The sequence below is a fragment of the Mesorhizobium sp. B2-5-4 genome (assembly GCF_006441095.1).
In the GTDB taxonomy this organism is placed as follows: domain Bacteria; phylum Pseudomonadota; class Alphaproteobacteria; order Rhizobiales; family Rhizobiaceae; genus Mesorhizobium; species Mesorhizobium salmacidum.
In genome coordinates, this window is the sequence record NZ_VFUR01000029.1 from 16,402 (window position 1) to 38,974 (window position 22,573).

The window sequence follows — 22,573 nt, forward strand, 5'->3', positions numbered from 1 at the left end:
CATGCCGTTCCGTTGCATCCGGTCGACCTTCGCCTCAGCCACGCGCGGCCCTTTTCGCCATCTCCTGGAGGCGGTGGACAGGCAAATCCTGGCCTTCAGCCGCTGCCTGGCTTCGTGAGACGATCTCGTTGACGAAATAGAGCGGCCGCCGCTTCGTTTCCATGTACATACGGCCGAGATATTCGCCGAAGATGCCCAGCACCAGAAGCTGGACGCTGCCCAGGATAAGCATGATCGCGGCAAGGCTCGTCCAGCCGGGCAGAACATTGCCGACAGACCATTCCAACAGCGTATAGCCAAGCACGACCAGACCGAGCAGCCCGAACATCATTCCCAGCAGCGAGGCAAAGCGCAAAGGCACGATCGAAAAGCTGGTCATCGCGTCGACCGCCAGAAGAACCATTTTCTTCAGCGGGTAGTGGGTGGTGCCGGCAAAGCGCCGTTGCCGTTCATAAGGGAAGGCGACCTGCCTCAGCCCGATCCAGCTCACCATGCCGCGAATGAACCTGTAGCGTTCGGGCATTGCAACCAGATGGTCGAGCGCACGGCGGCTCATCAACCGGAAATCTCCGGAGTCCGACGCGATCTCGACATCGACCATCCTGCCGAGCAGACGGTAGAACATCGAAGCGGAAGCCAGCTTGAACCAGCTCTCGCCGTCGCGTTTCACCCTTTGGCCGTAGACGACGTCGAAGCCTTCATCCATCTTCGCCATCATCGCACCCAGCAGTTCGGGCGGATCCTGGAGATCGGCGTCGAGAATGAGAATGCGCTGGCCGCGGCAGAATTCCAGCCCCGCGCTCAAGGCGATCTGGTGGCCGTAATTGCGTGCAAGATCGATGGCGACCACATGGTCGTCCCTCTCGGCCAGTTCGAAAATGGCCTCGCGGGTGCCGTCGGTCGCCCCGTCGATGACGAACACGACCTCGTAGGGGAGGCCTTGCTCGTGGCATACCGCGCTGACGCGTCGATGAAGCTCCGCCACGCCGTCGCGTTCATTGTAGCAAGGCACGACGACCGACAACATGGGTGCGCGGTGCGCGCCGATTTTTCCCGTTCCCACCAAAGCCTGGCTCCCGCTTTGGAAATGGCAATAGCGGCAATTGGTTAGAAAACAGATAAGTCAGGGATCGGCGCGGCTACTGGCTGGCCGCCGCCACGCGTTTTGCGTCAACGGCCTGGGTCACGACCGAACCGGCAGTTCCATGCGGATGCGGGCACCGCGCCATGAGCCCGCCAGGATCCGGATCGTTCCCTCGTGCAGCAGCGCGATCTGTCGGGCGAGGTTCAGCCCCAACCCCGCCCCGCGCGACTGCGGCTGCAGGCGATAGAAGGGCTCGAAGACATTCTCGCGCTCTTCCACGGGAATGCCCGGACCTTCGTCGCGCACTTCGATGCCACCCGTCCTGTCGATCGCAATCGTGATGGTACCGCCGCCGCCCCCATGCTCGATGGCGTTGCGCACGAGGTTGGCGAGCGCCCGCTCGATCTGCAGCACGTTGACTTCGACGCGTGTCTTGTCGGGCGAAGGCTCGAAGGCAAGGTCGTAGCCGGCCTCGATGGCGAGCGGCGCGAAGTCGGCCGCCACCCGGCTGACGAGATCGTCGAGATCGACGATCTCGCGCTGGTCGGATGGGCCGTCGAGCAATTGGTGGTCGAGCAGTTGTTGTGCGAGGTGCGACAGGCGCTCGATATCATGCAGCAGCCGCGTGCTTTGCGGCTCCTGCCGCAGCAACTCGGCGCGTGTGCGCAGGATGGCGATCGGCGTGCGCAATTCGTGCGCCGCGTCGGTGAGGAAACGGTTGTGCCGGTCGTATCCCTGCGCGAGGCGGGCCAAAGCCTCGTTGAAAGCATGCACCAGCGGCGCGATTTCCTGCGGCACGTGTTTGACCGGCAACTGCATCGCACGGGTACCGATATCGATGCGGGCAGCCTGGCGGACGGTTTCGACAAGGCCGGCAAAGGAGCGGCGGACCACGGCCGGCGTCGTCACCAGCGTGGTGGCGCCCATGACGAGGACGATGGGCAGCAGCAGGATCGCGATGACGAGCGCAAGCGCCGGCAGGGCGCGCTCCCAATTCCTGCTGCCGTCCGGATAGCGGGCGACCTCCACCGTGGCCGAAATGTTGATCTCAAGCCCGTCGGTCTCCTGGCGCGACGACTGCGTCGCGGCAATGATCTGTACCGCGCCGGCTTTGGTCGAAGCGTTCTCGATATAGGCTTCCGGCCGCATGTCCTTGTCGGAGAATCCGATCGTGGCGTGGTCTGCTTGGCCGAGCAGGCCACCGATCTCTTTGGTGTAGACATCCGGTATCGTGCCGGAACGGACGCTCTGCCCGCTGTCGTCGCGCACGATGTACCAGACATTGGGGAAGCTCTGGCGAAACGCGGCGAGGTCTTCCGTTTCACGGACAATCAGCCTGCCGTCCTTGTCACGGTCGACGGCGTCCTTGACGGCCGCGACGGCAGCCTCGTTGTCGATAAGTAGCCTCGGATTGGCGATCCAAAGGGCTGCCGCGCACAGCACGATGAAGAGGAGCAGCGTCGCCGCCTGCAGCAGGATCAGCCGGCGGACCAGGATCCATTGCAGCGAGCGCGCGCGCACCTTCTTCACGAGGCTGCCCGCAGGAGATAGCCAAGATTGCGGATCGCCCGTATCTCGATGCCGGCGGCGACATCGTCGAGTTTGCGGCGCAGCCGCGAGACATGCGCGTCGAGCGCATTCGAGCCGATCTCGTCGTCCAGGGCGTAGACGGCCTCCTCGAGAGCGCTGCGCATGATGGTCCGGCCCGGCCGGCGGATGAGTGTTTCAAGCACCAGCCTTTCACGCCGCGGCAAATCGAGCGCCTGATCCTCGATCAGCGCCTCGCGATGGCGGAAATCATAGGTGAGGCGACCGACCATCGTCTGGTTGGCGCGCGAAGTGAACGAGCGGCGGTGCAGGGCGTGGAGCCGCGCGACGAGTTCCACCGTGGCGAAAGGCTTGACCATGTAATCGTCGGCGCCGGCATCGAGCCCGGCAACCCGGTCCTCCAACCCGCTCATCGCCGTCAGCGCGATCACCGGCACATCCAGATGCAAGGCGCGCAGGCGAGGGATCAGGCTAAGACCGTCGCCATCCGGCAGCCGGCGATCCAGCACCACGGCGTCGTGATGGCCCAGACGGGCCACCGCCTCCGCGTCGGCTAGGGTCGCGGCGTGGTCGACGATGATGTCCAGGCGCTCCAGGGCGGCCTTCAGTACGGAGGCCATTTCCGGTTCGTCCTCGATCAGCAGGACGCGCATTGGCGTTCTCCTTCGCGCGCCGCCGCAGGATTTGCGGCGCGGCGGTTCATTCGCATTCCAGCTTTGGCCGGCGGAAATTGGTGATGAACCAGCGGCCGCCGGAAGCTCGGGCATAAAAAGTGTAGAAGCATTCCTGACGCTCGATATAGCCGGGCGTTTCGGTCTCTTCATAGACAGTTCCGTGTTTTGTTTGGCGGACCTCGCCACTCGATGTCCCGGAAACCGCTGACGTAGATATCTTGCGCCACTGATAGGCGCGCTCTCCCTGGCCGAGGTCGACGATCGCCGTTGGCGGACCGTAATCCAGAACGACCGATTCGACCGGTTGTCCGACATAGTTCTTCATGATGTCGGAGGCGCAGCCCGCCAATGCGACTGCGATCGCAATGAACAATAGCTTGGACGACGGTCGGCCGGGGTGATGCGTGGACATTGCTGATTCCCATGGTGACAATTCACGCAGGGGACCTAGATTGCGAAGATTACATCGACATTGCGAAAGCATGGAATGTTCCTTGCTTCGAGCGGACGCCCGTGTCCGGCATCGACGCATCAACAACAAGATCGCGCGATGCCGTTGCGGCCATCGCGCGATTAAGGTCGGCCACTTGCCGTTCTGGTATCTAGAACCGGTAGTTGAGGCCAGCTTTCAGCTCATGACTGCCGATCGTCTCCTTGGACCTGCCAAGGGCCGATGTCGTTTCAACGCCGGGGGTGCGGACATAGTCGTACTCGACCTTGGCCGACAGGCCGCCGGCGAAGCCCTGCTCGATCCCGGCGCCGACGAGATAGCCGACCTTCCATCCGCCGCTGCTCCTCACGCCGTCGCCCCTGTCGAACCTGGTCATGGCGACGCCACCGGTTACGAACAGCAACGTCTGGTCGAAGCTCACGCCGGCCTTCGCCTTGGCCGCGCCGCGCCATTTTTCCTTGATCTTGCCGCCCCGGACATCGTGTTCGGCGCCGCCCAGATAGGAACCTTCGATCTCGGCGCCGAGGACCGCCGGGCCCATCTGCTGGTTGTAGCCGGCCTGGACGCCGCCGCTGAAGCCGTTTCGACCGGCGAACGGGTTCGGCATACCCGTGAACGCCGTGCCGCCATGGACGCCGACATAGGCGCCGCTCCACTGGAAGGCGGGGGGATCATTGTAAGCAGGCGAGAGGTCGGCGGCCATCGCCGGCCCGAGAAGGCACAGGGCGAGGGCACTCGCCGTCAGGATGATCTTTGCTTGAGGGGACACTGCATTACTCCAACACAACGCGCATCCGACACCCGATACGCTGGTTAATTGCTGAGGACCCTGGCCGTTGAGGCGGCAGGCTCCGATCGGTGTCTTTCAGGGATGGCTGCGCGGTTCTGGGGACCGGCTTTCGCCGGCTGTGGTAGGGCAGAGCGCCGCGCGGTCCGTCATCTGAAAGACGCCTGGGATCTCGCAAGTGAAAATTGCACGCACATTGCGCAAAATTGGAAAATGACGACTTTGTGCTTTATTTTCAATAAATTAAAATGAAATTGTTTACCGATATTTAAGACTTGCGGGCTTTCGCTGGCGCTCGACATCTGGCTGCGGCTTATCAGTTTCTCTGTACAGACCGTGCTGGCTTGATGGATGGCCGCCAAGCACGTATCTCTGGGCCGTGCCCATGAGTCCGGGCATCTCAATCGGGAGACGGCTTTGTCCGCACTGACGCGCTTTCTCGGCGACTCGCCGCTCAGGGTTGTCCTGAAGCTGCTGGTGGTATCCTTTCTCGTCGGCCTGGTCATGAACGCCTTCGGCTGGTCGCCCATGGATGTGTTCTACGGCATCCGGAAATTCTTCATCGATTTCTGGAATCTCGGCTTCCACGCCATCGACCGCTTCCTCGGCTATATCCTGCTTGGCGCCGCGATCGTCGTGCCGGCCTTCATCCTGCTCAGGATCGCCAACTACCGGAAGTGACGTTCAGGCGAAGCCCGAAGCGGCCTCGAACAGGATGGCGTGGCGCGCGGCAAGTGCCGGCACATCGGTGGAGTAGCCGCCGCCGATGACACCGCAGACAGGAATGCCGAGCGCCCGAAAATGGCCGATGACCATCTCGTCGCGGGCGCGCAGCCCATTGTCGGAAAGCGCCAGCCTGCCGAGCCGGTCCCCGGCATGGACGTCGACGCCTGCATTGTAGAAGACGATGTCCCAATGGGCGCGGGTGGAGAGCTCCGGCAGGATGGTATCAAGCCTTTCGACATAAGCGGCGTCGCCCGTGCCGTCGGGCAGTGCGACGTCGAGGTCCGAGGCGATCTTGCGTGTGGGGTAGTTGCGCTCGCCATGCATGGAGAAGGTGAACACGCGTGGCTCATCGCCTAGAATATCCGCCGTGCCGTCGCCCTGATGCACGTCGAGATCGACGACCAGGACCTTCTGCACCGCACCCTCTTCCAGCAGAACCAGCGAGGCGACGGCGACGTCGTTGAAGGTACAGAAGCCGGCGCCTTGCGCGCGTCGCGCATGATGGCTGCCGCCGGCGGTGTTGCAGGCAATGCCGTGACGCAAGGCAAGCCGGGCTGCCAGCACCGTGCCGCCGGTGGCAAGCTGCGCCCGCAGCGAGACGCGGGGGCCGACCGGAAAGCCGATCTCGCGTTCGATTTTTTCCGGCACGGAGCAGGAGACGACCTGGTCGACATAGGTGGCCGCATGGGCAAGCTTCAGCCACGGCGCCGGCGCGGGTTCGGCTGTGTTGAGCGCGCCGGGTCCGGCCAGGCCGCGTGCGCGCAAGGCCTCCATCAGCAGCGGATACTTGCTCATCGGAAAGCGATGGTTGGTCGCGAAGCCGGCGTCGTAGTCGGGGTGATGGACGATCTGCAGGGGCATGAGAGTGGTCCAGCGGCTTCGCGCCAGACCGGGATTTCGGTTGGCCGTCGCAGGAAGAATGATTGCGCGGTGGACGGAAAATGCGGCACATCGGCTCTCCGATCAAGCCGCAATCAGCAAGGCAGGAATCCTTGGACAAGGGTGCAATCCTAACCGACGCCAGAGCCTTTTCCGTCACCAACCGCTCGGTGCTTGCCATCGCCGTGCCGATGACGCTCGCCTATCTGACGACGCCGCTGCTCGGCCTGGTCGATACAGCCGTTGTCGGCCAGTTCGGCGATGCCGCCTTGCTTGGCGGCCTGGCGGCCGGCGCACTGGCTTTCGACGTCGTTTTCACCACCTTCAATTTTCTGCGTTCGGGCACGACCGGCCTCGTCGCCCAGGCTTTCGGGCGTGGAGACGCCCTCGAGGAACAGGCGGTGTTCTGGCGCGCCGTGCTGATCGCGGTCGTTGCCGGCGCCGTGCTGGCGGCGCTTTCGCCGCTCATCGCCGTCGGCGGCCAGTGGTTCATGGATGCCGGACCACGCGTCAGCGAGGCGATGGCCGTTTATATCAGGATCAGGCTGCTCGCCGCTCCGTTCTCGCTGATCAACTACGCCGTCCTCGGTTACGTGCTGGGGCGCGGCGAGGGCGGGCTCGGGCTTGTCCTGCAACTGGTGCTCAATGGCATCAACATCGCGCTCTGCTTCCTGCTCGGCCTTGAACTTGGCTGGGGCGTTTCCGGCGTCGCCTGGGCAACCGTCACCGGCGAATTCCTCGCCATGCTGCTTGGTCTCGCGATCGTGGTGCGCCGGTTCCGATCCAGCCCGCCCTTGCCTCGCCACCGCCTGCTCGACATGAGCGCCTTCCTGCGCATGCTGTCGCTCAACCGCGACATCATGATCCGTTCGTTCTCGCTGCTCGCCGCCTTCGCGCTGTTCACCCGCCAAGGCGCGCAGTTCGGAACGGTGACGCTCGCCGCCAATGCGGTGCTGATGAATTTCTTCCTCGTCGCCGGCTATTTCCTCGACGGTTTCGCCACCGCTGCCGAGCAACTCGCCGGCCGCGCCGTCGGCGCGCGTGCCGAGCAGCCCTTCAGGCAGGCGGTGCGGCTGACCCTGCTCTGGGGCCTTGGTCTGGCCGGTGCCGCGACGCTGGTGCTGCTCGTGGCCGGCACCAACCTGGTCGCCGTCGTGACGACGTCGCAGGATGTCCGCGCCGTAGCCGATACCTACCTGCCCTGGGCGGCGTTCACTGCGCTGAGCGGCGTCCTTGCCTTCCAGATGGACGGGGTCTTCATCGGCGCGACATGGTCGCGCGACATGCGCAACATGATGCTCCTGTCATTCCTCGTCTTTGCCGCCGCGCTGATCACGCTGGCGCCCGCCTTCGGCAATCACGGCCTGTGGGCGGCCTTGCACGTCTTCTTGCTGGTGCGGGGATTGAGCCTGCTGACGATCTTGCGGCTGCGGATGCAAACCGCATTCAGCTGAGCGGCTTCGACGCCCATCGGTCGAGATGGCTGTCGCGCAGCTCGCGCATCGAGCCGAGTTTCTCTGTCTCGGCAAAGCGGGCCATCCCCGCGACGATCCGGCCCGGCAGCGCCGGCCCGGCATAGATCATGCCGGTGTAGAGCTGCACCAGATCCGCGCCGGCGCGGACCTTTTCCAGCGCCGTCTCCGCTGAATCGACACCGCCGACACCGATGATGGCCATTTCGGGCCCGAGCAGCTTGCGCATCTTGGCCAGCACGATGGTCGAGCGCTCGAACAGTGGTTTTCCCGAAAGCCCGCCTGTCTCCCGCGCGGCGGCGCCGCTACGCAGCGCCGGACGGGAAATGGTGGTGTTGGAGACGATGACGCCGTCGATCCGCTTTTCCATGACTTCGGCGGCGATATCCTCCAACTCGGCCTCGACCAGGTCTGGGGCGATCTTGAGAAAGATCGGCGGCTGCGCGATTGCCGCGGCACGCGCGGCCATGACGCGCCACAGGAGCTCGCCGAGCTGTTCGCGCGCCTGCATGGTGCGCAGGCCAGGCGTGTTGGGTGAGGAAATGTTGACGGTGAGATAGCTGGCGTGGGGCGCGAAGCGGGCGACGCCGCGTTCATAGTCGCCGGCGCGGTCGGCGCTGTCCTTGTTCGCGCCGATATTGACGCCGACGATGCCGCCGCGCTCCTTGCGCGCGGCAAGGCGTTTTTCGGCCGTCGCGTGGCCTTCATTGTTGAAGCCCAGCCGGTTGATGACGGCTTCATCCGATGTCAGCCGGAAGATGCGTGGCTTCGGGTTGCCGGATTGCGGCAGGGGCGTGATGGTACCGACCTCGGCGAAGCCGAAACCGAGGCCAAGCAGCGCATCGGGTACTTCGGCGTTCTTGTCGTAGCCAGCCGCCATGCCAAGTGGGTTCGGGAAATCGAGACCGCAAAGGCTGACCTTCAGCCTTGTATCGCGTACCGTCCGCGCGCCAACCGGCAGGCCGCAGCGCAGCGCCGCGATCGACAGGCCGTGCGCGGTTTCCGGATCAAAGCTGAACAGCAGCTTCTGGCCGATCCGGTCGAGCACGCTCATTGGCCCTCCAGGGGTGGGAATTGGTGAGTACCGTCGGCACCGAGCGGCAGCGGCTTGATCCACAGCACGGCTTTCAGGTCGAGCACGCCGTAGAGATGCGGAAACAGCGCGCCGCCGCGCGAGACTTCGTATTTCAGCGCATCGCCCAGGCCGATCCCGTCGATGGCGACCAGCAGAAGGTCGGTCTGGCCGGAAAAATGCTTTGCCGCGGTTTCCGCAACCTGCGCTGCCGTCGAAAAATGGATGAAGCCGTCGGCGACGTCGATTGGCGCTCCGGTGAAGCGGCCATTGGCTTCGGCCTCGCGCCAAAGCGCTTGCGGAGTTATCTTGTAGATAATCTGTGACATGGTGGCGCTATAATCCGAACCAGTCGCGCGGGGAAGGCCACGCCAAGGGTCTTCCCCATTTCCGGCGCAAACATGCGATATTTCAGGCTTGGCCATGGAGGACAACATGCGTCTGCAGCACATCTTGATCCCCGCCGCGCTCGTTTCACTGGTCGCGGCCTCAGCTTATTCGGAAGAAGCCGACCGCTACCGGCTGGAAAAGTCTGATAACGGCTATGTCCGCATGGATACGCAGACCGGCGCGATGTCGATCTGCGAGGAGCATTCGGGCCAGCTCGTCTGCAAGATGGCGGCCGATGAACGCGCCGCTTACCAGGATGAGGTCGATCGCCTGCAGACCTCGATGAAGGCGATGGACGAGCGCGTCACCAAGCTGGAGAATTCGCTCTCCGCCCGCCTCGAATCGAAACTGCCGAGCGAGGAGGATTTCAACACGACGATGAGCTATATGGAGCGCTTCCTGAAGAGCTTCATGGGCATCGTCAAGGATATGGACAAGGACGGCGGCGCCCAGCTCAACTCGCAGAAGACCTGAGCGCTAGTGACGAGGGAATACGCGGCGCGCTGGCTTTGCCGCTTGAAAACAGCGCGCGGCCCCTCATAATCGTCCGACTGATCCCGCAAAAAGCAGTAAATCGGGGATTCGGGGAGGGACATCTTGCCGTCAGGCTATACTTTCGTCATCGCCGACGACCACCCGCTGTTTCGCGGCGCCCTGCGCGAGGCGCTTGCCGGCATCGGCAATGTCACCGCCATTCATGAGGCGGGCGATTTCGAAAGCGCCAAGGCGCTGGTCGTTGCCAATGAAGATGTCGATCTCGTGCTGCTGGACCTGTCGATGCCTGGCGCCAGCGGCCTCTCCGGCCTGATCTCCCTGCGCGGCATCCATCCGGCGGTGCCGCTGGTCGTGGTGTCGGCGCATGATGATCCAGCGACCATCCGGCGCGCTCTCGATCTCGGCGCCTCCGGTTTCATCTCCAAGTCGGCCAGCATGGAGGAAATCCGCGGCGCCGTGCAGTCGGTGCTTGCCGGCGATATCGCGGCACCCGTCGGCGTCGATCTCGGTGTCGAACGCGATCCCGAAATATCGGACCTGATCAAACGGCTGCAGGCGTTGACCCCGCAGCAGACCCGCGTGCTCGGCATGCTGGCTGAAGGCCTGCTCAACAAGCAGATCGCTTATGAGCTCGGCGTTTCCGAGGCGACGATCAAGGCGCATGTCTCGGCCATATTGCAAAAACTCGGCGTCGACAGCCGCACCCAGGCGGTGATCCTGCTGTCCAAGATCGGCAGCGACCCGCTGCAACCGGCGGGCTGAGTGCCGGCTGCAGCGGGTCGCGACTATTCGGTTGCCGGACTTGGCGACCATGGTACCGGCAACTCCGGTGGATTGACCGCTTCCGGCCTGGCGCTCGGGTTCGATTTGGATTCGTTTGAAGGCCGCCGTGCGCGGCCGATCGCGGCGCCAAGACCGAGCGAGGCGATTGCCACCAGCGGAATGCCGGCGATCCAGGGCAGGCGCGGCGCCAGTGCGTAGAGCGCCGTGCCGATGGACGGGCCGAGCGAATCCTTGAGGTCGACCGCCACCGACGACGCCGCCATGTAGGAAGCCCGTCGTGCCTGAGGCGCCAGCGCATTGACGGCGGTCGGTACCAGCGGGCCGACCAGCATCTGGGCGATCGAGCACAGGCTGACCGCGCCGATCAGCGCCAACATTGCAGGCGAGGCGGCCAACAGGGCGAAGGCGAGTATCGTTGCCAGGCCGGCACCGACCGTCAGCCACAAGGCGGACCGTGCCTCGACCATACGGCTTACCAGCATCTGCAGGCCGACCGTCAGGGCGGCCGCGTAGGCGAACAGCGCGCCGACGCCGGATGGTGTCAGCGTGCCGGCGTCATGCGCATAGAGCGGGATAACCGCCTCGATCCAGTTGCCGGCGACCTCGAACAGGACGACCCAGAGCAGGAGCTTCGCCAACCGGCCGTCGCGGAACGCCGGCAGCAGCGCGGACAAGCCTTCTTCCTCTTCGTACTCTTCATCGCCGTCGCCGGTGGCGCGGCCGGCGCTGATCGTCTCGTCCAGGGCCAGCAGCATCACGATTCCGCCCAGCACAAGCATCGTGCCGCCGGCGAGAAACACGCAGCGCAATGACATAAGCGCAAGCAAGGCACCACAGGCCGGCCCGAGTATCTGTCCCGCGCTCGAACTCACCCGTGCCATGCTGAACCAGCGCGGATGCGCGGACGGCTCTGTCACATCGGCGATCGCGGTCAGTATTGTCGGGTGAAGCACCGATTCGCAGATGCCGGTCAAAAGCAGCACGAGCGCGGTGGCGACGACGCCGTGTACGAAGAACAGGGCCAGAAAGCCGGCACCGACGCCGAGCGACGAGGCAATCAGCACCGGCCGCCGGCCGATGCGGTCGGCGATGCCGCCGATGAGCGGCGCTGCCAGCAGCTCGCCGCCGGCATAGCAGCCGAACAGCAGGCCGATCGCGCCGACAGGGATGCCGGCTTCGCTGCTTGCCCAGAGTGGAAAGAAAGGCACCAGCGCGCCATCGGCGAAACCGGCGCAGAAGAACAGAAAAAGTCCAAGCGTCGCCGGGCGCGGCAGCCCGCGCCAGGAGGGAATTGTGGCCATGATGATGTCACCTACGCGTCGGAGGCCCGAAGGGCCGGATTGCGCGTTGTCTGACGTTAACGCCTACGGCCGCACGAAGAGCGGCGTGCTGATCTGATCGTCGTCTATGCCGGAGTGTTCAGCCGAGCCGCATCGACAACTCCACCTCGTCGCCGAACGGCGTCGACATGTAGCCTCCCGCCGGCGAGCGCATGCGCTCGAGATAGTCAGGAGCGAAATCGGCGTTGTCGGCAATGACCAAAGCGCCGGGCCTCAACCGGCTCTCGACCAAACCGAGAATCTCCGGATAGAGCGCCTTGGCGCCGTCGAGCAGCAGCAGGTCGATCGTATCGGGCAGGTCGGCGCTCAGCGTCTCCAGCGCGTCGCCCTCGCGGATTTCGACCAGGTCGATAAGGCCGCCTTCCCTGAGATTGGCCTTGGCCCGCATCACCTTGGAGCTCTCGAACTCGGTCGTGATCAGACGGCCGCCGCCATTGTCCCGCAGCGCGGCGGCGAGATAGAGCGTCGAGATGCCGAACGAGGTGCCGAATTCGACGATGATGCGCGCACCCGTGCTGCGCGCCAGCATATACAGCAATGTGCCGGTTTCCGGCGAAACCGCGAGCCAGAGATCCTTTATGCTGCCATAGAACTCGCGATATTCGGTCTTGCTGTTGAGCAGGCGGGCCCGTTCTTCATGCGAATATCGCGCCATGGCCGGGCTTGTCGCGGCATTGGCTTCCTCGAACAGGCGCGCGAGCAGGGGAGCCAGCGGGGTTCCGGTGAGCGTGGTCATGGCAGTTCTCCAGTCGGAAATGCATGCGTCGTTGTGTTGTCTCGAAAATACGAATAATCCTTCAGGTTTCCAATTCGCATTCCCGGGTGCCGCCATGATCCAACGCCCAACCCCTTCAGTTTCCACCCGAAAACAGCCTAAGCAGGCGCGCGCCACGGAACTCGTCGCGGCGATTTTAGAGGCTGCTGTTCAGGTTCTGGCGAGTGAAGGCGCACGGCGTTTCACCACCACGCGCGTGGCCGAAAAGGCCGGCGTCAGCGTCGGCTCGCTCTACCAGTACTTCCCCAACAAGACGGCTCTGCTGTTCCGGCTACAGAGCGATGAATGGCGGCAGACGACGGAGCTCTTGTGCGGCATCCTGGAGAACGCCGAAAGTCCGCCGCTTGAGCGGACGCGCACCCTGGTGCACGCCTTCATCCGTTCGGAATGCGAGGAGGCAGCGGTGCGCGGGGCCCTGAACGATGCCGCTCCGCTCTACCGGGACGCGCCTGAGGCCGACGAATCGAGGGCCGTGGCCAATCGCGCGGTCCAGTCGTTCATCCGCGAGACGCTGCCCGATGCGCCCGATGCCGTATGCGTCATGGCCGGCGACCTGATCCGAACGACGCTGAGCTCGGTGGGGGCGGAGTTTTCGGAAAAGCCGCGAACGTCGGCGGAAATCGAAGCCTATTCCGACGCACTCGCCGACATGTTCTGCGCCTATCTCAAATGCCTGGGGACCAGGCCTGATCCAGGCGCTTAGACGTCACTCCGCCGCCCGTACCATCGGCCTGAACCTGGCCATCATCGAACGCAGGACCGCCGGCTTCAACGGCTTGTTGATCATCGGGATATCGAGGCCTGCCGCGGCTGCTCGCACCTCGTTGGAGCGGTCAGCCGTGACCAGCACGGCCGGCAGGTCGTCACCATGCGTCGCCCGCAGCCGGATGATAATGTCGAGCCCGGTCTCGCGGTCGAGATGGTAGTCGGCAAGCACGATGTCCGGACGTTGGACCGCGACCCTGTCGAGATCCCCCGAGCCGGTCACCGTGGCGACATTGCAGCCCCAGCCTTCGAGCAGCAGCCGCATGCCTTCGAGGATACGGATGTCATTGTCGATGCACAGCACATACAGCCCGGACAGCGAAGCCGCCGCGCGGGCCGGCGCCCTGGTCTCGACCTCGCGTCGCGGCTCCTGCGCAGCCGCCACCGGCAGGATGACGGAAAAGCGCGTGCCCCTGCCGGGGTTGGAGAAGATGCGGATCTCGAGCCGCAACACCCTGGCGATGCGGTCGACGATGGAGAGGCCGAGACCAAGACCTTCGGCTTCGCGTGCGCCTTCGTCCAGCCGGGTGAACTCGTGGAAAACAGTGTTGAGTTTGTCACCTGCGATGCCGATACCGGTATCGATCACCTGGATCTCGGCCAGATCGCCACGGCGCCGCACACCGACAAGGATGCGGCCCTGGCGGGTGTATTTGATGGCGTTGGAGACAAGATTCTGGATCAGGCGGCGCAACAGGTTACGGTCCGTCATCACCGTCAGCGACGACGGCATGATCGTCAGGCCAAGCTTTTTCTCCGCGGCCAGTGGCCGAAAATCATTACCGATCTGGCGCAGCAGGCCATCCAGGTTGAAGGCGGTGTCGTCAGGTTTCATGGCGCCGGCATCGAGGCGCGAGATGTCAAGCACGGCGCCGAGAATGGTCTCGACCGATTCCAGCGAGGATTCGATGTTGATGGCCGCCTTGCCTGCTGGACCCTTGCCGGCCTTCTCGATCAGCGAAGAACAATAGAGCCGGGCGGCATTCAAAGGTTGCAGGATGTCGTGACCGGCGGCGGCAAGGAAGCGTGTCTTGCCGAGATTGGCCTCCTCGGCGAGCATCTGTGCCTGTGCCAGTTCCTCGTTGACCCGGGTCAATTCCTCGTTGACCCTGGTCAGTTCGACGGTGCGGGTCTTGACGCGCTGCTCCAGCGATTCATTGGCGCGCTTCAACGCCAGGTCCTGCTCGACGCGCCCCGAGATGTCGGCATAGGTGGCGACGATGCCGCCGTCGGGCATCGGGTTGGAGCGCAGTTCCACGATGCGGCCGCTGGTCTTCAACTCCATCTGCCACGGGCTGACGAAGCTGGTCAGCCGGTTGAGCATCGTCACGCGCTGGTCGGCGGGAATGTCGCCGCGCTCGGCCAGATGGCGAAGGATCTGGTCGAGCGAAACGCCGACCTGGCCCATCTCGTCGGGCAGGTCGAACAGCGCCCGGTACTGGCGGTTCCAGCAGATCAGCCGGAAATCGCGGTCGAAAACGGTGATGCCTTGTTCCATCTGGTCGAGCGCGATCTGCAGCAGGTCGCGGTTGTGCTGCAGCGCTTCCGTGGCGTCGTCGAGCAGGCGGAAGGCGTCGCGGGATTCTCGGTCGTGGCGGCGAAACAGCAGCGACAGGATCAGACGCGCCGAGGAAGAGCCGACGGCGCTTGCCAACAGCTGCTCGGAAAAGCGGATGACGTCCATGCTGGCCTGCTCGTTGCCGTGCAGCGAGGTGCCGTTGCTCTTCTCGAAGGATTGAAAGGACCGCTCGGTGCGTTCGACACCGAGATAACGTGCGATCGTATCCTTGAGGTCGTTGACGGTGATAGCGGTGCGGAAGCGGCGCAGGCTCGGCATCGGGCCGGCTTCGCGCGGCACGAAGATCGATGCCTGGATGCGCTCCAGTGGCACCGACGCGCGCGACAGCGACCCGAAGACGAAGAACAGCGCGTTGACCGACAGGCTCCACAGCACGCCGTGGTTCAGCGGTTCGGCGACGGTGCCGAACAGTGCCTGCGGCCGCAACGCCTCGAAGCCGAACAGTCCATGCACGATGATGCCGGCATCTTGCGCGACGAGCGACGGCACCAGCAGCGTGTAGCCCCAGACCAGGATGCCGGCGACCATGCCGAGTGCCGCGCCCCGGCCGTTGGCGCCGCGCCAGATCAATCCGCCGATCAGGGCCGGCGCGAATTGCCCGATCGCCGCGAAGGACATCAGGCCGATCGACGACAGCCGGGCGCTGTTGGTGCTCTCGCGATAGTAGAGAAAGGCGATGAACAGAAGGATGAAGATCGCTCCACGCCGCACATTGAGGATAAGCGTCGACCAATCCTCGTTCTCGGAGGTGGTCGTGCGCAACAGCCGGCGCACGAACAGCGGGATGATCAGGTCGTTGGAGATCATGATCGACAGCGCCACGCTCTCGACGATGACCATGGCGGTTGCCGCCGACAGGCCGCCGATGAAGGCGGCCATGGCCAGAAAATCATGGCCGCTGAACAGCGGCAGCGACAGCACATAAAGATCGCTGCTCGTCCTTGTGCCGACCAGCGTCAGGCCGGCAAAGGCGATCGGCAGCACGAACAGGTTGATCGCCACCAGGTAGAGCGGGAACACCCATGTCGCGGTGCGCAGTTCGGCCTCGCTGCGGTTCTCGACGATGGTGACGTAGAACTGCCGCGGCAGGAGGATGATGGCGAAACCGCTGAGACATGTCAGCACCAGCCAGGTGGCGAGCGACGTCGAATAGCCCATTGCCTGCCGTACCTGGCCATTCTCGGCCAGCCGGTCGAACATGTCGCCGGGGCCGCCGAAGATCAGGAAGATGACCATCAGGCCGATGGTCAGGAAGGCGGCAAGCTTGACCACGGTCTCGACCGCCACCGCCAGCACCAGCCCGTCCTGGTGTTCGGTGGCGTCGGCATGGCGTGTGCCGAACAGGACCGCAAACAGCGCAAGCAGCATGGCGACGACCAGCGAGATGTCGCTGACGAAGGGATCGAAGGAGGGCGGCGAGCCCGTATAGTGCTCGACCATCAGGCTGACCGAGCCGGAGATCGCCTTCAATTGCAGCGCGATATAGGGCACGGCGCCGATCGTGGCGATCAGCGTGGCGATCGCGGCCACGGTGAAACTCTTGCCGTAACGCGCGCCGAGGAAGTCGGCGACCGAGGTGATCTTCTCGGTCTTGGCAAGCCGCACGATGCGGTTGAGCAAGGGAAAGCCGAACACGAACACCAGCACCGGGCCGGTATAGATGCCGAGGAATTCGAGGCCGCGTTCCGAGGAAAGGCCGACCGAGCCGAAGAAGGTCCAGGACGTGCAGTAAATGGCAAGGCTGAGCGCATAGATGAAGGGCCGCGCCCGACCGGGGCCTGACAAGGCCGAGCGGCGGTCGCCCAGGCTGGCGATGGCGAACAGCAGCGTCACATAGGCGATCGCGATGATGACGATGAACAAGCCCTGCACGCCGGCAAGATCCTCCCTGTGCCGATTTTCACCTGGCCGGGTCAGACGCAATCACAGCTTGGGCGCCAAGTCCATCGCGGCTTTCGGCGCATGCGGGCGATGATTTCCGGCGGCTGCCCCGAGGTAAGGAGAAAGCGGTTGTTTTCTTTTTTAGCCGATGGTGCAACCCAAGGTTTTTGTTATGGTGTCGCCGGGTCGGTGCCGCGGGATGGGACGGCTGCGCGACCCGCCATGACAAGGAGGGTCGAATGCTGAAAGAATTCCAGGAATTCATTTCCAAGGGCAACGTGATGGACTTGGCCGTCGGCGTCATCATCGGCGCTGCCTTCGGCAAGATTGTCGATTCGCTGGTCAACGACATCATCATGCCGATCGTCGGAGCCATCTTCGGCGGGTTGGACTTCAACAATTACTTCTTTGGGCTTTCCTCGGCCGTCAACGCCACCTCATTGGCGGACGCCAAAAAGCAAGGCGCCGTTTTTGCCTATGGCAGCTTCATCACCGTGGTGCTGAACTTCCTCATCCTCGCCTTCATCATCTTCCTCATGGTCAAAGCCGTGAACAACATGCGCAGGCGCCTGGAAAAGGAAAAGCCCGCCGCAGCGGCAGCTCCTCCGCCGGCCGATGTACAGCTTTTGACCGAAATCCGCGATCTGCTGGCCAGGCGGTAGACGGATAGAGTTCTTCTGGACCAAAACCCCGGTCGTTCGCGGCCGGGGTTTTCTGTTTTCGTATCTGGTAAGCAGCGCTTACGAACGCCCGAGACAACGGACCTGCCCAATGACCCTGATCCAGACCCTGCGCCCCGAGGCCCTGGCCGCACCTGAAAGCGGTATCGTCGCCGTCGTCAACTACGGCAGATTGCGCGAAGGCCTGATCCCGCTCTGGGCCGGCGAGGGCGACCTGCCGACGCCTGCCTTCATCACCGATGCCGCGTCGAAGGCGCTGGCCGGCGGCGAGACGTTCTACACCTGGCAGAGGGGCATCCCCGATCTCAGGCAAGCGCTGGCCCGCTACTATTCCAGGCATTTCGCCAAGACTTTCCCCGAGGAGCAATTCATCGTCACCGGCTCAGGCATGCATGCCATCCAGCTGGCGCTCGATGCGCTTGCGGGAGCTGGCGACGAAGTGATCTACCTGTCGCCCGCCTGGCCGAATTTCGACGCCGCCGCCGCGATCGCGGGTGCCGTGCCGGTGCCGGTCACGCTCGACCATTCCGGAAATGGCTGGTCCTGCGACGTCGAGAAGATCGCGGCGGCGGTCACGCCGCGCACGAAGGCGCTGTTCATCAACACGCCGTCCAATCCGACCGGCTGGACCGCCGACCATGAGACCCTGCGGGCGATCCTCGATCTCGCCCGCGCCAGGGGTCTGTGGATCATCGCCGACGAGATCTATTCGCTGTTCCACTATGGTCATGGCCGCGCGCCATCCTTCCTCGACGTCGCGGAGGCGGAAGACCGCATCCTGTTCGTCAACAGTTTTTCCAAGAACTGGGCCATGACCGGCTGGCGCGTCGGCTGGATCAAGACCCATCCAAGCCTGCAGCAGGTGTTCGAAAACCTGATCCAGTATTCGAACTCGGGTGTCGCCCAGTTCATGCAGCGCGGCGCGGTCGCGGCGCTCGACGAGGGCGATGCCTTTGTCGCCGAACAGGTGGAGCGGGCGAGGGAAGCCCGCGACCTGGTCTGCGGCATTCTCGGCGAAACCGGCAAGGCGCGCTTCACCGTGCCGCAGGGCGCCTTCTACCTGTTCTTCACCGTCGATGGCATCACGGATTCGCGGGCAGCCGCTTTCGAAATCGTCGACAGGGCCAATGTCGGCCTGGCGCCCGGCACCGCCTTCGGCCCCGGTGGCGAAGCGTTCCTGCGGCTGTGCTTCCACCGCCGCCTCGATCAGCTCGAGGAAGCGGCAAACCGGCTGGCTAGCTGGATGAACACTGTTTGAACAGGTGGCGGCCTTAGCCGCCTGACTTCGGCACCAGAAGCGGAATAATGCGGTCACTTTTCGCGACGGCTGGCCGTCCCGCAGACCCGTAAGGAATGCCGAGCGCGTCCCATGTCTCGACCAGCGCGTCCTGCAGTTCGGCGATCAGCGCGTCGGAATGGAACGGCGTCGGTGTGATGCGCAGCCGCTCGGTGCCGCGCGGCACTGTCGGGTAGTTGATCGGCTGGATGTAGATGCCGTGCACGCCGAGCAGGCGGTCGCTGGCCATCTTGCAGAGCTCCGGATCGCCAACCAGCAGCGGCACGATGTGGGTTGGCGACTCCATCACCGGCAGGCCGGCGGCGGACAGGATCTGCTTGGTTCGGCTCGCCTGCTGCTGCTGGGCGTCGCGCTCGGCCTGCGAGCGCTTGAGATGACGGATCGATGTTGTGGCCGCGGCGGCGATCGCCGGCGGCAGCGCCGTGGTGAAGATGAAGCCCGGCGCATAGGAGCGCACCGCGTCGATGACGGCGCTGGTGCCGGTGATGTAGCCGCCCAGCGTGCCGAACGCCTTGGCCAGCGTGCCTTCGATGATGTCGATGCGGTCGGCCAGGCCTTCGCGCTCGGTGATGCCGCCGCCGCGCGGCCCGTACATGCCCACCGCATGGACCTCGTCGATATAGGTCATGGCGTTGTAGCGTTCGGCAAGTTCGACGATCTCTTTGATCGGCGCGATGTCGCCATCCATCGAATAGACGCTTTCAAAGACGATCAGCTTGGCGCGTTCGCGGCCGGCCGTCTGCAAAAGGCTTTCCAGATGCGCGACGTCATTGTGGCGAAAAATCTTCTTTTCCGCACCCGAGCGCCGCACGCCTTCGATCATCGAGGCATGGTTCAGCTCGTCCGAGATAATCAGACAATTGGGCAAAAGCCGTGCGATGGTCGAGATCGAGGCTTCGTTGGAGACGAAGCCGGAGGTGAAGACGAGAGCCGCTTCCTTGCCGTGCAGGTCGGCGAGCTCATGCTCCAGCTCGACCAGCGGGTTGGACGTGCCGGAAATATTGCGGGTGCCGCCGGCGCCGGAGCCCATCTTGCCTGCCGCGTTCTGGAACGCGGCGATCACGTCCGCGTGCTGGCCCATGCCGAGATAATCGTTGGAGCACCAGACGGTGATTTCCTCGGCGCGGCCGTTGGCACGCCAGATGGCGCGCGGGAACTTGCCCGCGATGCGCTCGAGGTCGGCGAAGACGCGGTAGCGACGCTCGGCATGGAGCTGGTCGATCGCCTCCTCGAAGAAACGCTGGTAATTCATCTCGACTTCCCAATTTTGGGCGGGATCATAATCATTGGCCTTTTGGTCGTCCACCGGGCCGATTTGGTCAAAATGCCACGCCCCGGACCTGTTCCTAACGACGGCGGATCGTGGCCTATTCCCAATCCGTGGCACGCTCTTTGGTTCACTTTTGTTTCCGCATGATGCCACATCAAGTGAACGCTGGTTACATCGGGTTTTAATGGGCAGACGGCAGACTTTCCAGTAAGGCGGTTGTTGAGACAGTTTCCGATAAATCTAGGGTAAGCGAGGATGCGGATGACGGTTTTGGTGACAGGTGGCGCAGGCTATATCGGCAGCCATATGGTCTGGGAATTGCTGGATGCGGGCGAAAGCGTGGTCGTTCTCGACCGGCTTTCCACCGGCTTCGAATGGGCGGTGGCGCCGGAGGCAAGGCTGGTCGTCGGCGATGTCGCCGACAAGGAACTGGTCGGCTCGATCATCCGGGAGAACAAGGTCGACGCGATCATCCATTTCGCCGGTTCCATCGTCGTCCCGGAATCGGTCGCCGACCCGCTCGCCTACTATGAGAACAACACCTCGAAGACACGCACGCTGATCGAAACCGCGGTGCGCGAAGGTGTGCCGAATTTCATCTTCTCCTCGACAGCCGCCGTCTATGGCGGCGCCGGACTGGAACCGGTGCGCGAGGATGCCAGCCTGGCGCCGGAATCGCCCTATGGCCTGTCTAAGCTGATGAGCGAATGGATGCTGCGCGATGCAGGCCTTGCGCACGACATCCGCTACACGGCGCTACGCTATTTCAACGTCGCCGGGGCCGACTCGAAGGGCCGCACCGGCCAGTCGACGCCGGGCGCCACCCATCTGATCAAGGTCGCCTGCGAGACCGCGCTAGGCAAGCGCCCGTTCATGCAGGTCTTCGGCACCGATTATCCGACGCCGGATGGCACCTGCATGCGCGACTATATCCATGTCAGCGATCTGGCCGCCGCGCATCGCCTTGCGCTGCAACGGCTACGCGCCGGCGGCGCCAGCCTCGTCGCCAATTGCGGCTATAGCCATGGCTATTCGGTGCTCGAGGTCATCGACAGCGTGCGCCGCGCCTTTGGCCATGACTTCGAGGTCAGGATGGGCGACCGGCGTCCCGGCGATGCCGCGGCGGTGGTTGCCAATTCCGATCTCGCGCGGTCCGAACTCGGCTGGACCCCGCAGCGCGACGATCTCGACCAGATCGTCAACGACGCGCTGGCCTGGGAGCGCATCCTGACCAGCAAGAACTCCGCGCGGAGCTGAGCGCGCTTTCCCAGGGGCTCACAAGCCCCAAGGGCTCGCAAGGTGCGCGGCGACGCGCTATGCAAGCATTCGCGATACGGCGTGGAGGCGCCGTGCCGCGAGAGCTTGGGGGATGGCATGAAGATAACGGTGCTTGGAGCCGGCGTCGTCGGTACGGCGGCCGCCTATTACCTGGCCGCCGACGGTCACGAGGTCACCGTGATCGAGCGCCATCCGGCGCCGGCGCGGGGCACCAGCCAGTCGAATGCCGGGCTGGTGTCTCCGGGGGATGCCACCGCCTGGGCCTCGCCGGCGGCACTTAAGACGTTCCTGCGCGGGCTCTACAATCATGATCTCGGCATCAAGGTGCGGCTGCGCTTCGATCCTTATTTTCTCGCCTGGAGCCTGCGCTTCCTGCGCCAGTGCACGGTGACCCGCCTGCGCGCCAACAGCCAGGTCAAGCTGCGGCTGGCGCTCTATTCGCGGGACTGCATCAATGCCATTTCAGCCGATACCGGCATCCACTATGACGAGCGCAAGAAGGGCATCCTCTATTTCTTCCGCTCGCAGCACAGTCTCGACACCGGCACCGACAACTATCGCTATCTGGCCGAGCATGGCCTGCCGATCGAGATCGTCGGCCGCGACCGGCTGGTCGAGCTTGAACCAGGTCTTGCCGGGGTGAAGGAAAAGATCGTCGGAGGCGTCTACTCGCCGATCGACCAGACCGGCGATTCCCGGCAGTTCGTGGAAAATTTGGCCGCCTACGCCGCCGAAAAGCTCAGCGTGACCTTTCTTTACGGCACGACGGTCGAGGGCCTCGATATCGAGGGCGACCGGGTGCGGGGCGTGATGACCTCGGCCGGACCGATCGTCGGCGACGCAGTGGTCATCTCGATGGGGCCGGAGAGCGGTTTGCTCGGCCGGCGCTACGGCATCGACCTGCCAGTCTATCCGGTGAAGGGCTATACGGCAACGATTCCGCTGGAGGACGAGAGCAAGGGCCCGACCATGGGCGGTGCCGACGAGGATCAGCTGATGGCCTATTCGCGCCTCGGCAATCGCTTGCGGTTGGCTTCCACCGCCGAATTCACCGGCTTCGACCGCACCCACAAGCCCAGCGACTTTGCCACCATGTTCAGGACCGGCAAGGACCTGTTCCCCGGTGCCTTCGACGAGAAGAAGGCGGAGCTGTGGGCAGGTTTGCGGCCAATGATGCCAAACTCGGTGCCGGTCATCGGCCAGGCGAAATACCGCAACCTTTACCTCGACACCGGCCACGGCCATGTCGGCTGGACAATGGCCTGTGGCTCGGGAAAATTCCTCGCCGACCTCGTCGCCGGCCGCAAGCCCGAGATCGACCCGCAGGGACTTGTCTACAGGGGATAA

Annotated in this window: 21 protein-coding genes; 9 read left to right on the forward strand and 12 right to left on the reverse strand. The window is 64.0% G+C overall.

The features are described 5' to 3' along the window. Positions 1-34: 34 nt before the first annotated feature. The 5 genes from FJ492_RS26045 to FJ492_RS26065 form a co-directional block, all read right to left on the reverse strand. The gene (locus FJ492_RS26045) at positions 35-1,063 is read right to left on the reverse strand and encodes a glycosyltransferase family 2 protein (protein ID WP_210241554.1); all 1,029 of its coding nucleotides are present in this window, start codon (positions 1,061-1,063) and stop codon (positions 35-37) included. A 120-nt stretch (positions 1,064-1,183) separates the two neighbouring features. After that, positions 1,184-2,614 (reverse strand): HAMP domain-containing sensor histidine kinase, encoded by a 1,431-nt coding sequence (locus FJ492_RS26050; protein WP_140773012.1) that lies wholly within the window; start codon positions 2,612-2,614, stop codon positions 1,184-1,186. Further along, positions 2,611-3,285 (reverse strand): response regulator transcription factor, encoded by a 675-nt coding sequence (locus FJ492_RS26055; protein WP_140507534.1) that lies wholly within the window; start codon positions 3,283-3,285, stop codon positions 2,611-2,613. The genes FJ492_RS26050 and FJ492_RS26055 overlap by 4 nt, the downstream gene beginning before the upstream one ends. 46 nt (positions 3,286-3,331) lie before the next feature. Then, positions 3,332-3,718 (reverse strand): hypothetical protein, encoded by a 387-nt coding sequence (locus FJ492_RS26060; RefSeq protein ID WP_027145672.1) that lies wholly within the window; start codon positions 3,716-3,718, stop codon positions 3,332-3,334. Positions 3,719-3,908: 190 nt separating this feature from the next. Continuing rightward, positions 3,909-4,526 (reverse strand): outer membrane protein, encoded by a 618-nt coding sequence (locus FJ492_RS26065; protein WP_140773015.1) that lies wholly within the window; start codon positions 4,524-4,526, stop codon positions 3,909-3,911. A 435-nt stretch (positions 4,527-4,961) separates the two neighbouring features. On the opposite strand from FJ492_RS26065, the gene FJ492_RS26070 reads away from it, so the two are divergent. After that, positions 4,962-5,225, forward strand: a complete 264-nt coding sequence (locus FJ492_RS26070; protein ID WP_140773017.1) for a DUF6460 domain-containing protein — start codon at positions 4,962-4,964, stop codon at positions 5,223-5,225. A 3-nt stretch (positions 5,226-5,228) separates the two neighbouring features. Here FJ492_RS26070 and FJ492_RS26075 read toward each other — a convergent pair whose 3' ends face one another. Further along, the gene (locus FJ492_RS26075) at positions 5,229-6,131 is read right to left on the reverse strand and encodes a histone deacetylase (protein WP_140507528.1); all 903 of its coding nucleotides are present in this window, start codon (positions 6,129-6,131) and stop codon (positions 5,229-5,231) included. 131 nt (positions 6,132-6,262) lie between these two features. Here FJ492_RS26075 and FJ492_RS26080 point away from each other — a divergent pair, with 131 nt between their 5' ends. Next, positions 6,263-7,603: an MATE family efflux transporter gene (locus tag FJ492_RS26080; protein ID WP_140773019.1), complete on the forward strand. Its 1,341-nt coding sequence runs from the start codon at positions 6,263-6,265 to the stop codon at positions 7,601-7,603. Here the strand turns inward: FJ492_RS26080 and FJ492_RS26085 are convergent. After that, on the reverse strand, positions 7,596-8,675 hold the full coding sequence (locus FJ492_RS26085; protein ID WP_140773021.1) for a quinone-dependent dihydroorotate dehydrogenase: 1,080 nt from the start codon (positions 8,673-8,675) through the stop codon (positions 7,596-7,598). The two genes, FJ492_RS26080 and FJ492_RS26085, sit on opposite strands and share 8 nt — an antisense overlap. Beyond that, entirely contained in the window at positions 8,672-9,022 is a 351-nt protein-coding gene (locus FJ492_RS26090) for a DUF952 domain-containing protein (protein WP_140507523.1), read from the reverse strand. The genes FJ492_RS26085 and FJ492_RS26090 overlap by 4 nt, the downstream gene beginning before the upstream one ends. Positions 9,023-9,128: 106 nt before the next feature. Between FJ492_RS26090 and FJ492_RS26095 the strand changes: the two genes are divergently transcribed. Both FJ492_RS26095 and FJ492_RS26100 read left to right on the forward strand, forming a co-directional pair. After that, positions 9,129-9,557, forward strand: a complete 429-nt coding sequence (locus FJ492_RS26095) for a hypothetical protein (protein WP_140773023.1) — start codon at positions 9,129-9,131, stop codon at positions 9,555-9,557. Positions 9,558-9,680: 123 nt separating this feature from the next. Beyond that, positions 9,681-10,340 (forward strand): response regulator transcription factor, encoded by a 660-nt coding sequence (locus tag FJ492_RS26100; RefSeq protein WP_027145680.1) that lies wholly within the window; start codon positions 9,681-9,683, stop codon positions 10,338-10,340. A 23-nt stretch (positions 10,341-10,363) separates the two neighbouring features. On the opposite strand, the gene FJ492_RS26105 is transcribed toward FJ492_RS26100, so the two are convergent. Both FJ492_RS26105 and FJ492_RS26110 read right to left on the reverse strand, forming a co-directional pair. Beyond that, positions 10,364-11,662 carry an MFS transporter gene (locus FJ492_RS26105; RefSeq protein ID WP_246676126.1) on the reverse strand — a complete coding sequence of 433 codons (1,299 nt, stop codon included), beginning with the start codon at positions 11,660-11,662 and terminating at the stop codon, positions 10,364-10,366. A gap of 118 nt (positions 11,663-11,780) precedes the next feature. Continuing rightward, positions 11,781-12,437 carry an O-methyltransferase gene (locus FJ492_RS26110; protein WP_140773025.1) on the reverse strand — a complete coding sequence of 219 codons (657 nt, stop codon included), beginning with the start codon at positions 12,435-12,437 and terminating at the stop codon, positions 11,781-11,783. A gap of 94 nt (positions 12,438-12,531) precedes the next feature. On the opposite strand from FJ492_RS26110, the gene FJ492_RS26115 reads away from it, so the two are divergent. Then, entirely contained in the window at positions 12,532-13,179 is a 648-nt protein-coding gene (locus FJ492_RS26115; protein WP_140773027.1) for a TetR family transcriptional regulator, read from the forward strand. Positions 13,180-13,182: 3 nt separating this feature from the next. On the opposite strand, the gene FJ492_RS26120 is transcribed toward FJ492_RS26115, so the two are convergent. Then, on the reverse strand, positions 13,183-16,692 hold the full coding sequence (locus tag FJ492_RS26120; RefSeq protein ID WP_140773029.1) for a PAS domain-containing hybrid sensor histidine kinase/response regulator: 3,510 nt from the start codon (positions 16,690-16,692) through the stop codon (positions 13,183-13,185). Between the two features lie 248 nt (positions 16,693-16,940). Here FJ492_RS26120 and mscL point away from each other — a divergent pair, with 248 nt between their 5' ends. Both mscL and FJ492_RS26130 read left to right on the forward strand, forming a co-directional pair. Further along, a complete protein-coding gene (mscL, locus tag FJ492_RS26125) occupies positions 16,941-17,363 on the forward strand; it encodes a large conductance mechanosensitive channel protein MscL (protein ID WP_027145683.1) in 423 nt (140 codons plus the stop codon). A gap of 109 nt (positions 17,364-17,472) precedes the next feature. Then, positions 17,473-18,639, forward strand: coding sequence for a pyridoxal phosphate-dependent aminotransferase (locus tag FJ492_RS26130; RefSeq protein WP_140773031.1), 1,167 nt, complete (start codon positions 17,473-17,475; stop codon positions 18,637-18,639). A gap of 13 nt (positions 18,640-18,652) precedes the next feature. Here FJ492_RS26130 and hemA read toward each other — a convergent pair whose 3' ends face one another. Then, a complete protein-coding gene (hemA, locus tag FJ492_RS26135) occupies positions 18,653-19,930 on the reverse strand; it encodes a 5-aminolevulinate synthase (RefSeq protein WP_140773033.1) in 1,278 nt (425 codons plus the stop codon). A 279-nt stretch (positions 19,931-20,209) separates the two neighbouring features. Between hemA and galE the strand changes: the two genes are divergently transcribed. Then, a complete protein-coding gene (gene galE / locus FJ492_RS26140; RefSeq protein ID WP_140773035.1) occupies positions 20,210-21,205 on the forward strand; it encodes a UDP-glucose 4-epimerase GalE in 996 nt (331 codons plus the stop codon). A 117-nt stretch (positions 21,206-21,322) separates the two neighbouring features. Continuing rightward, on the forward strand, positions 21,323-22,573 hold the full coding sequence (locus FJ492_RS26145) for a D-amino acid dehydrogenase (protein ID WP_140773037.1): 1,251 nt from the start codon (positions 21,323-21,325) through the stop codon (positions 22,571-22,573).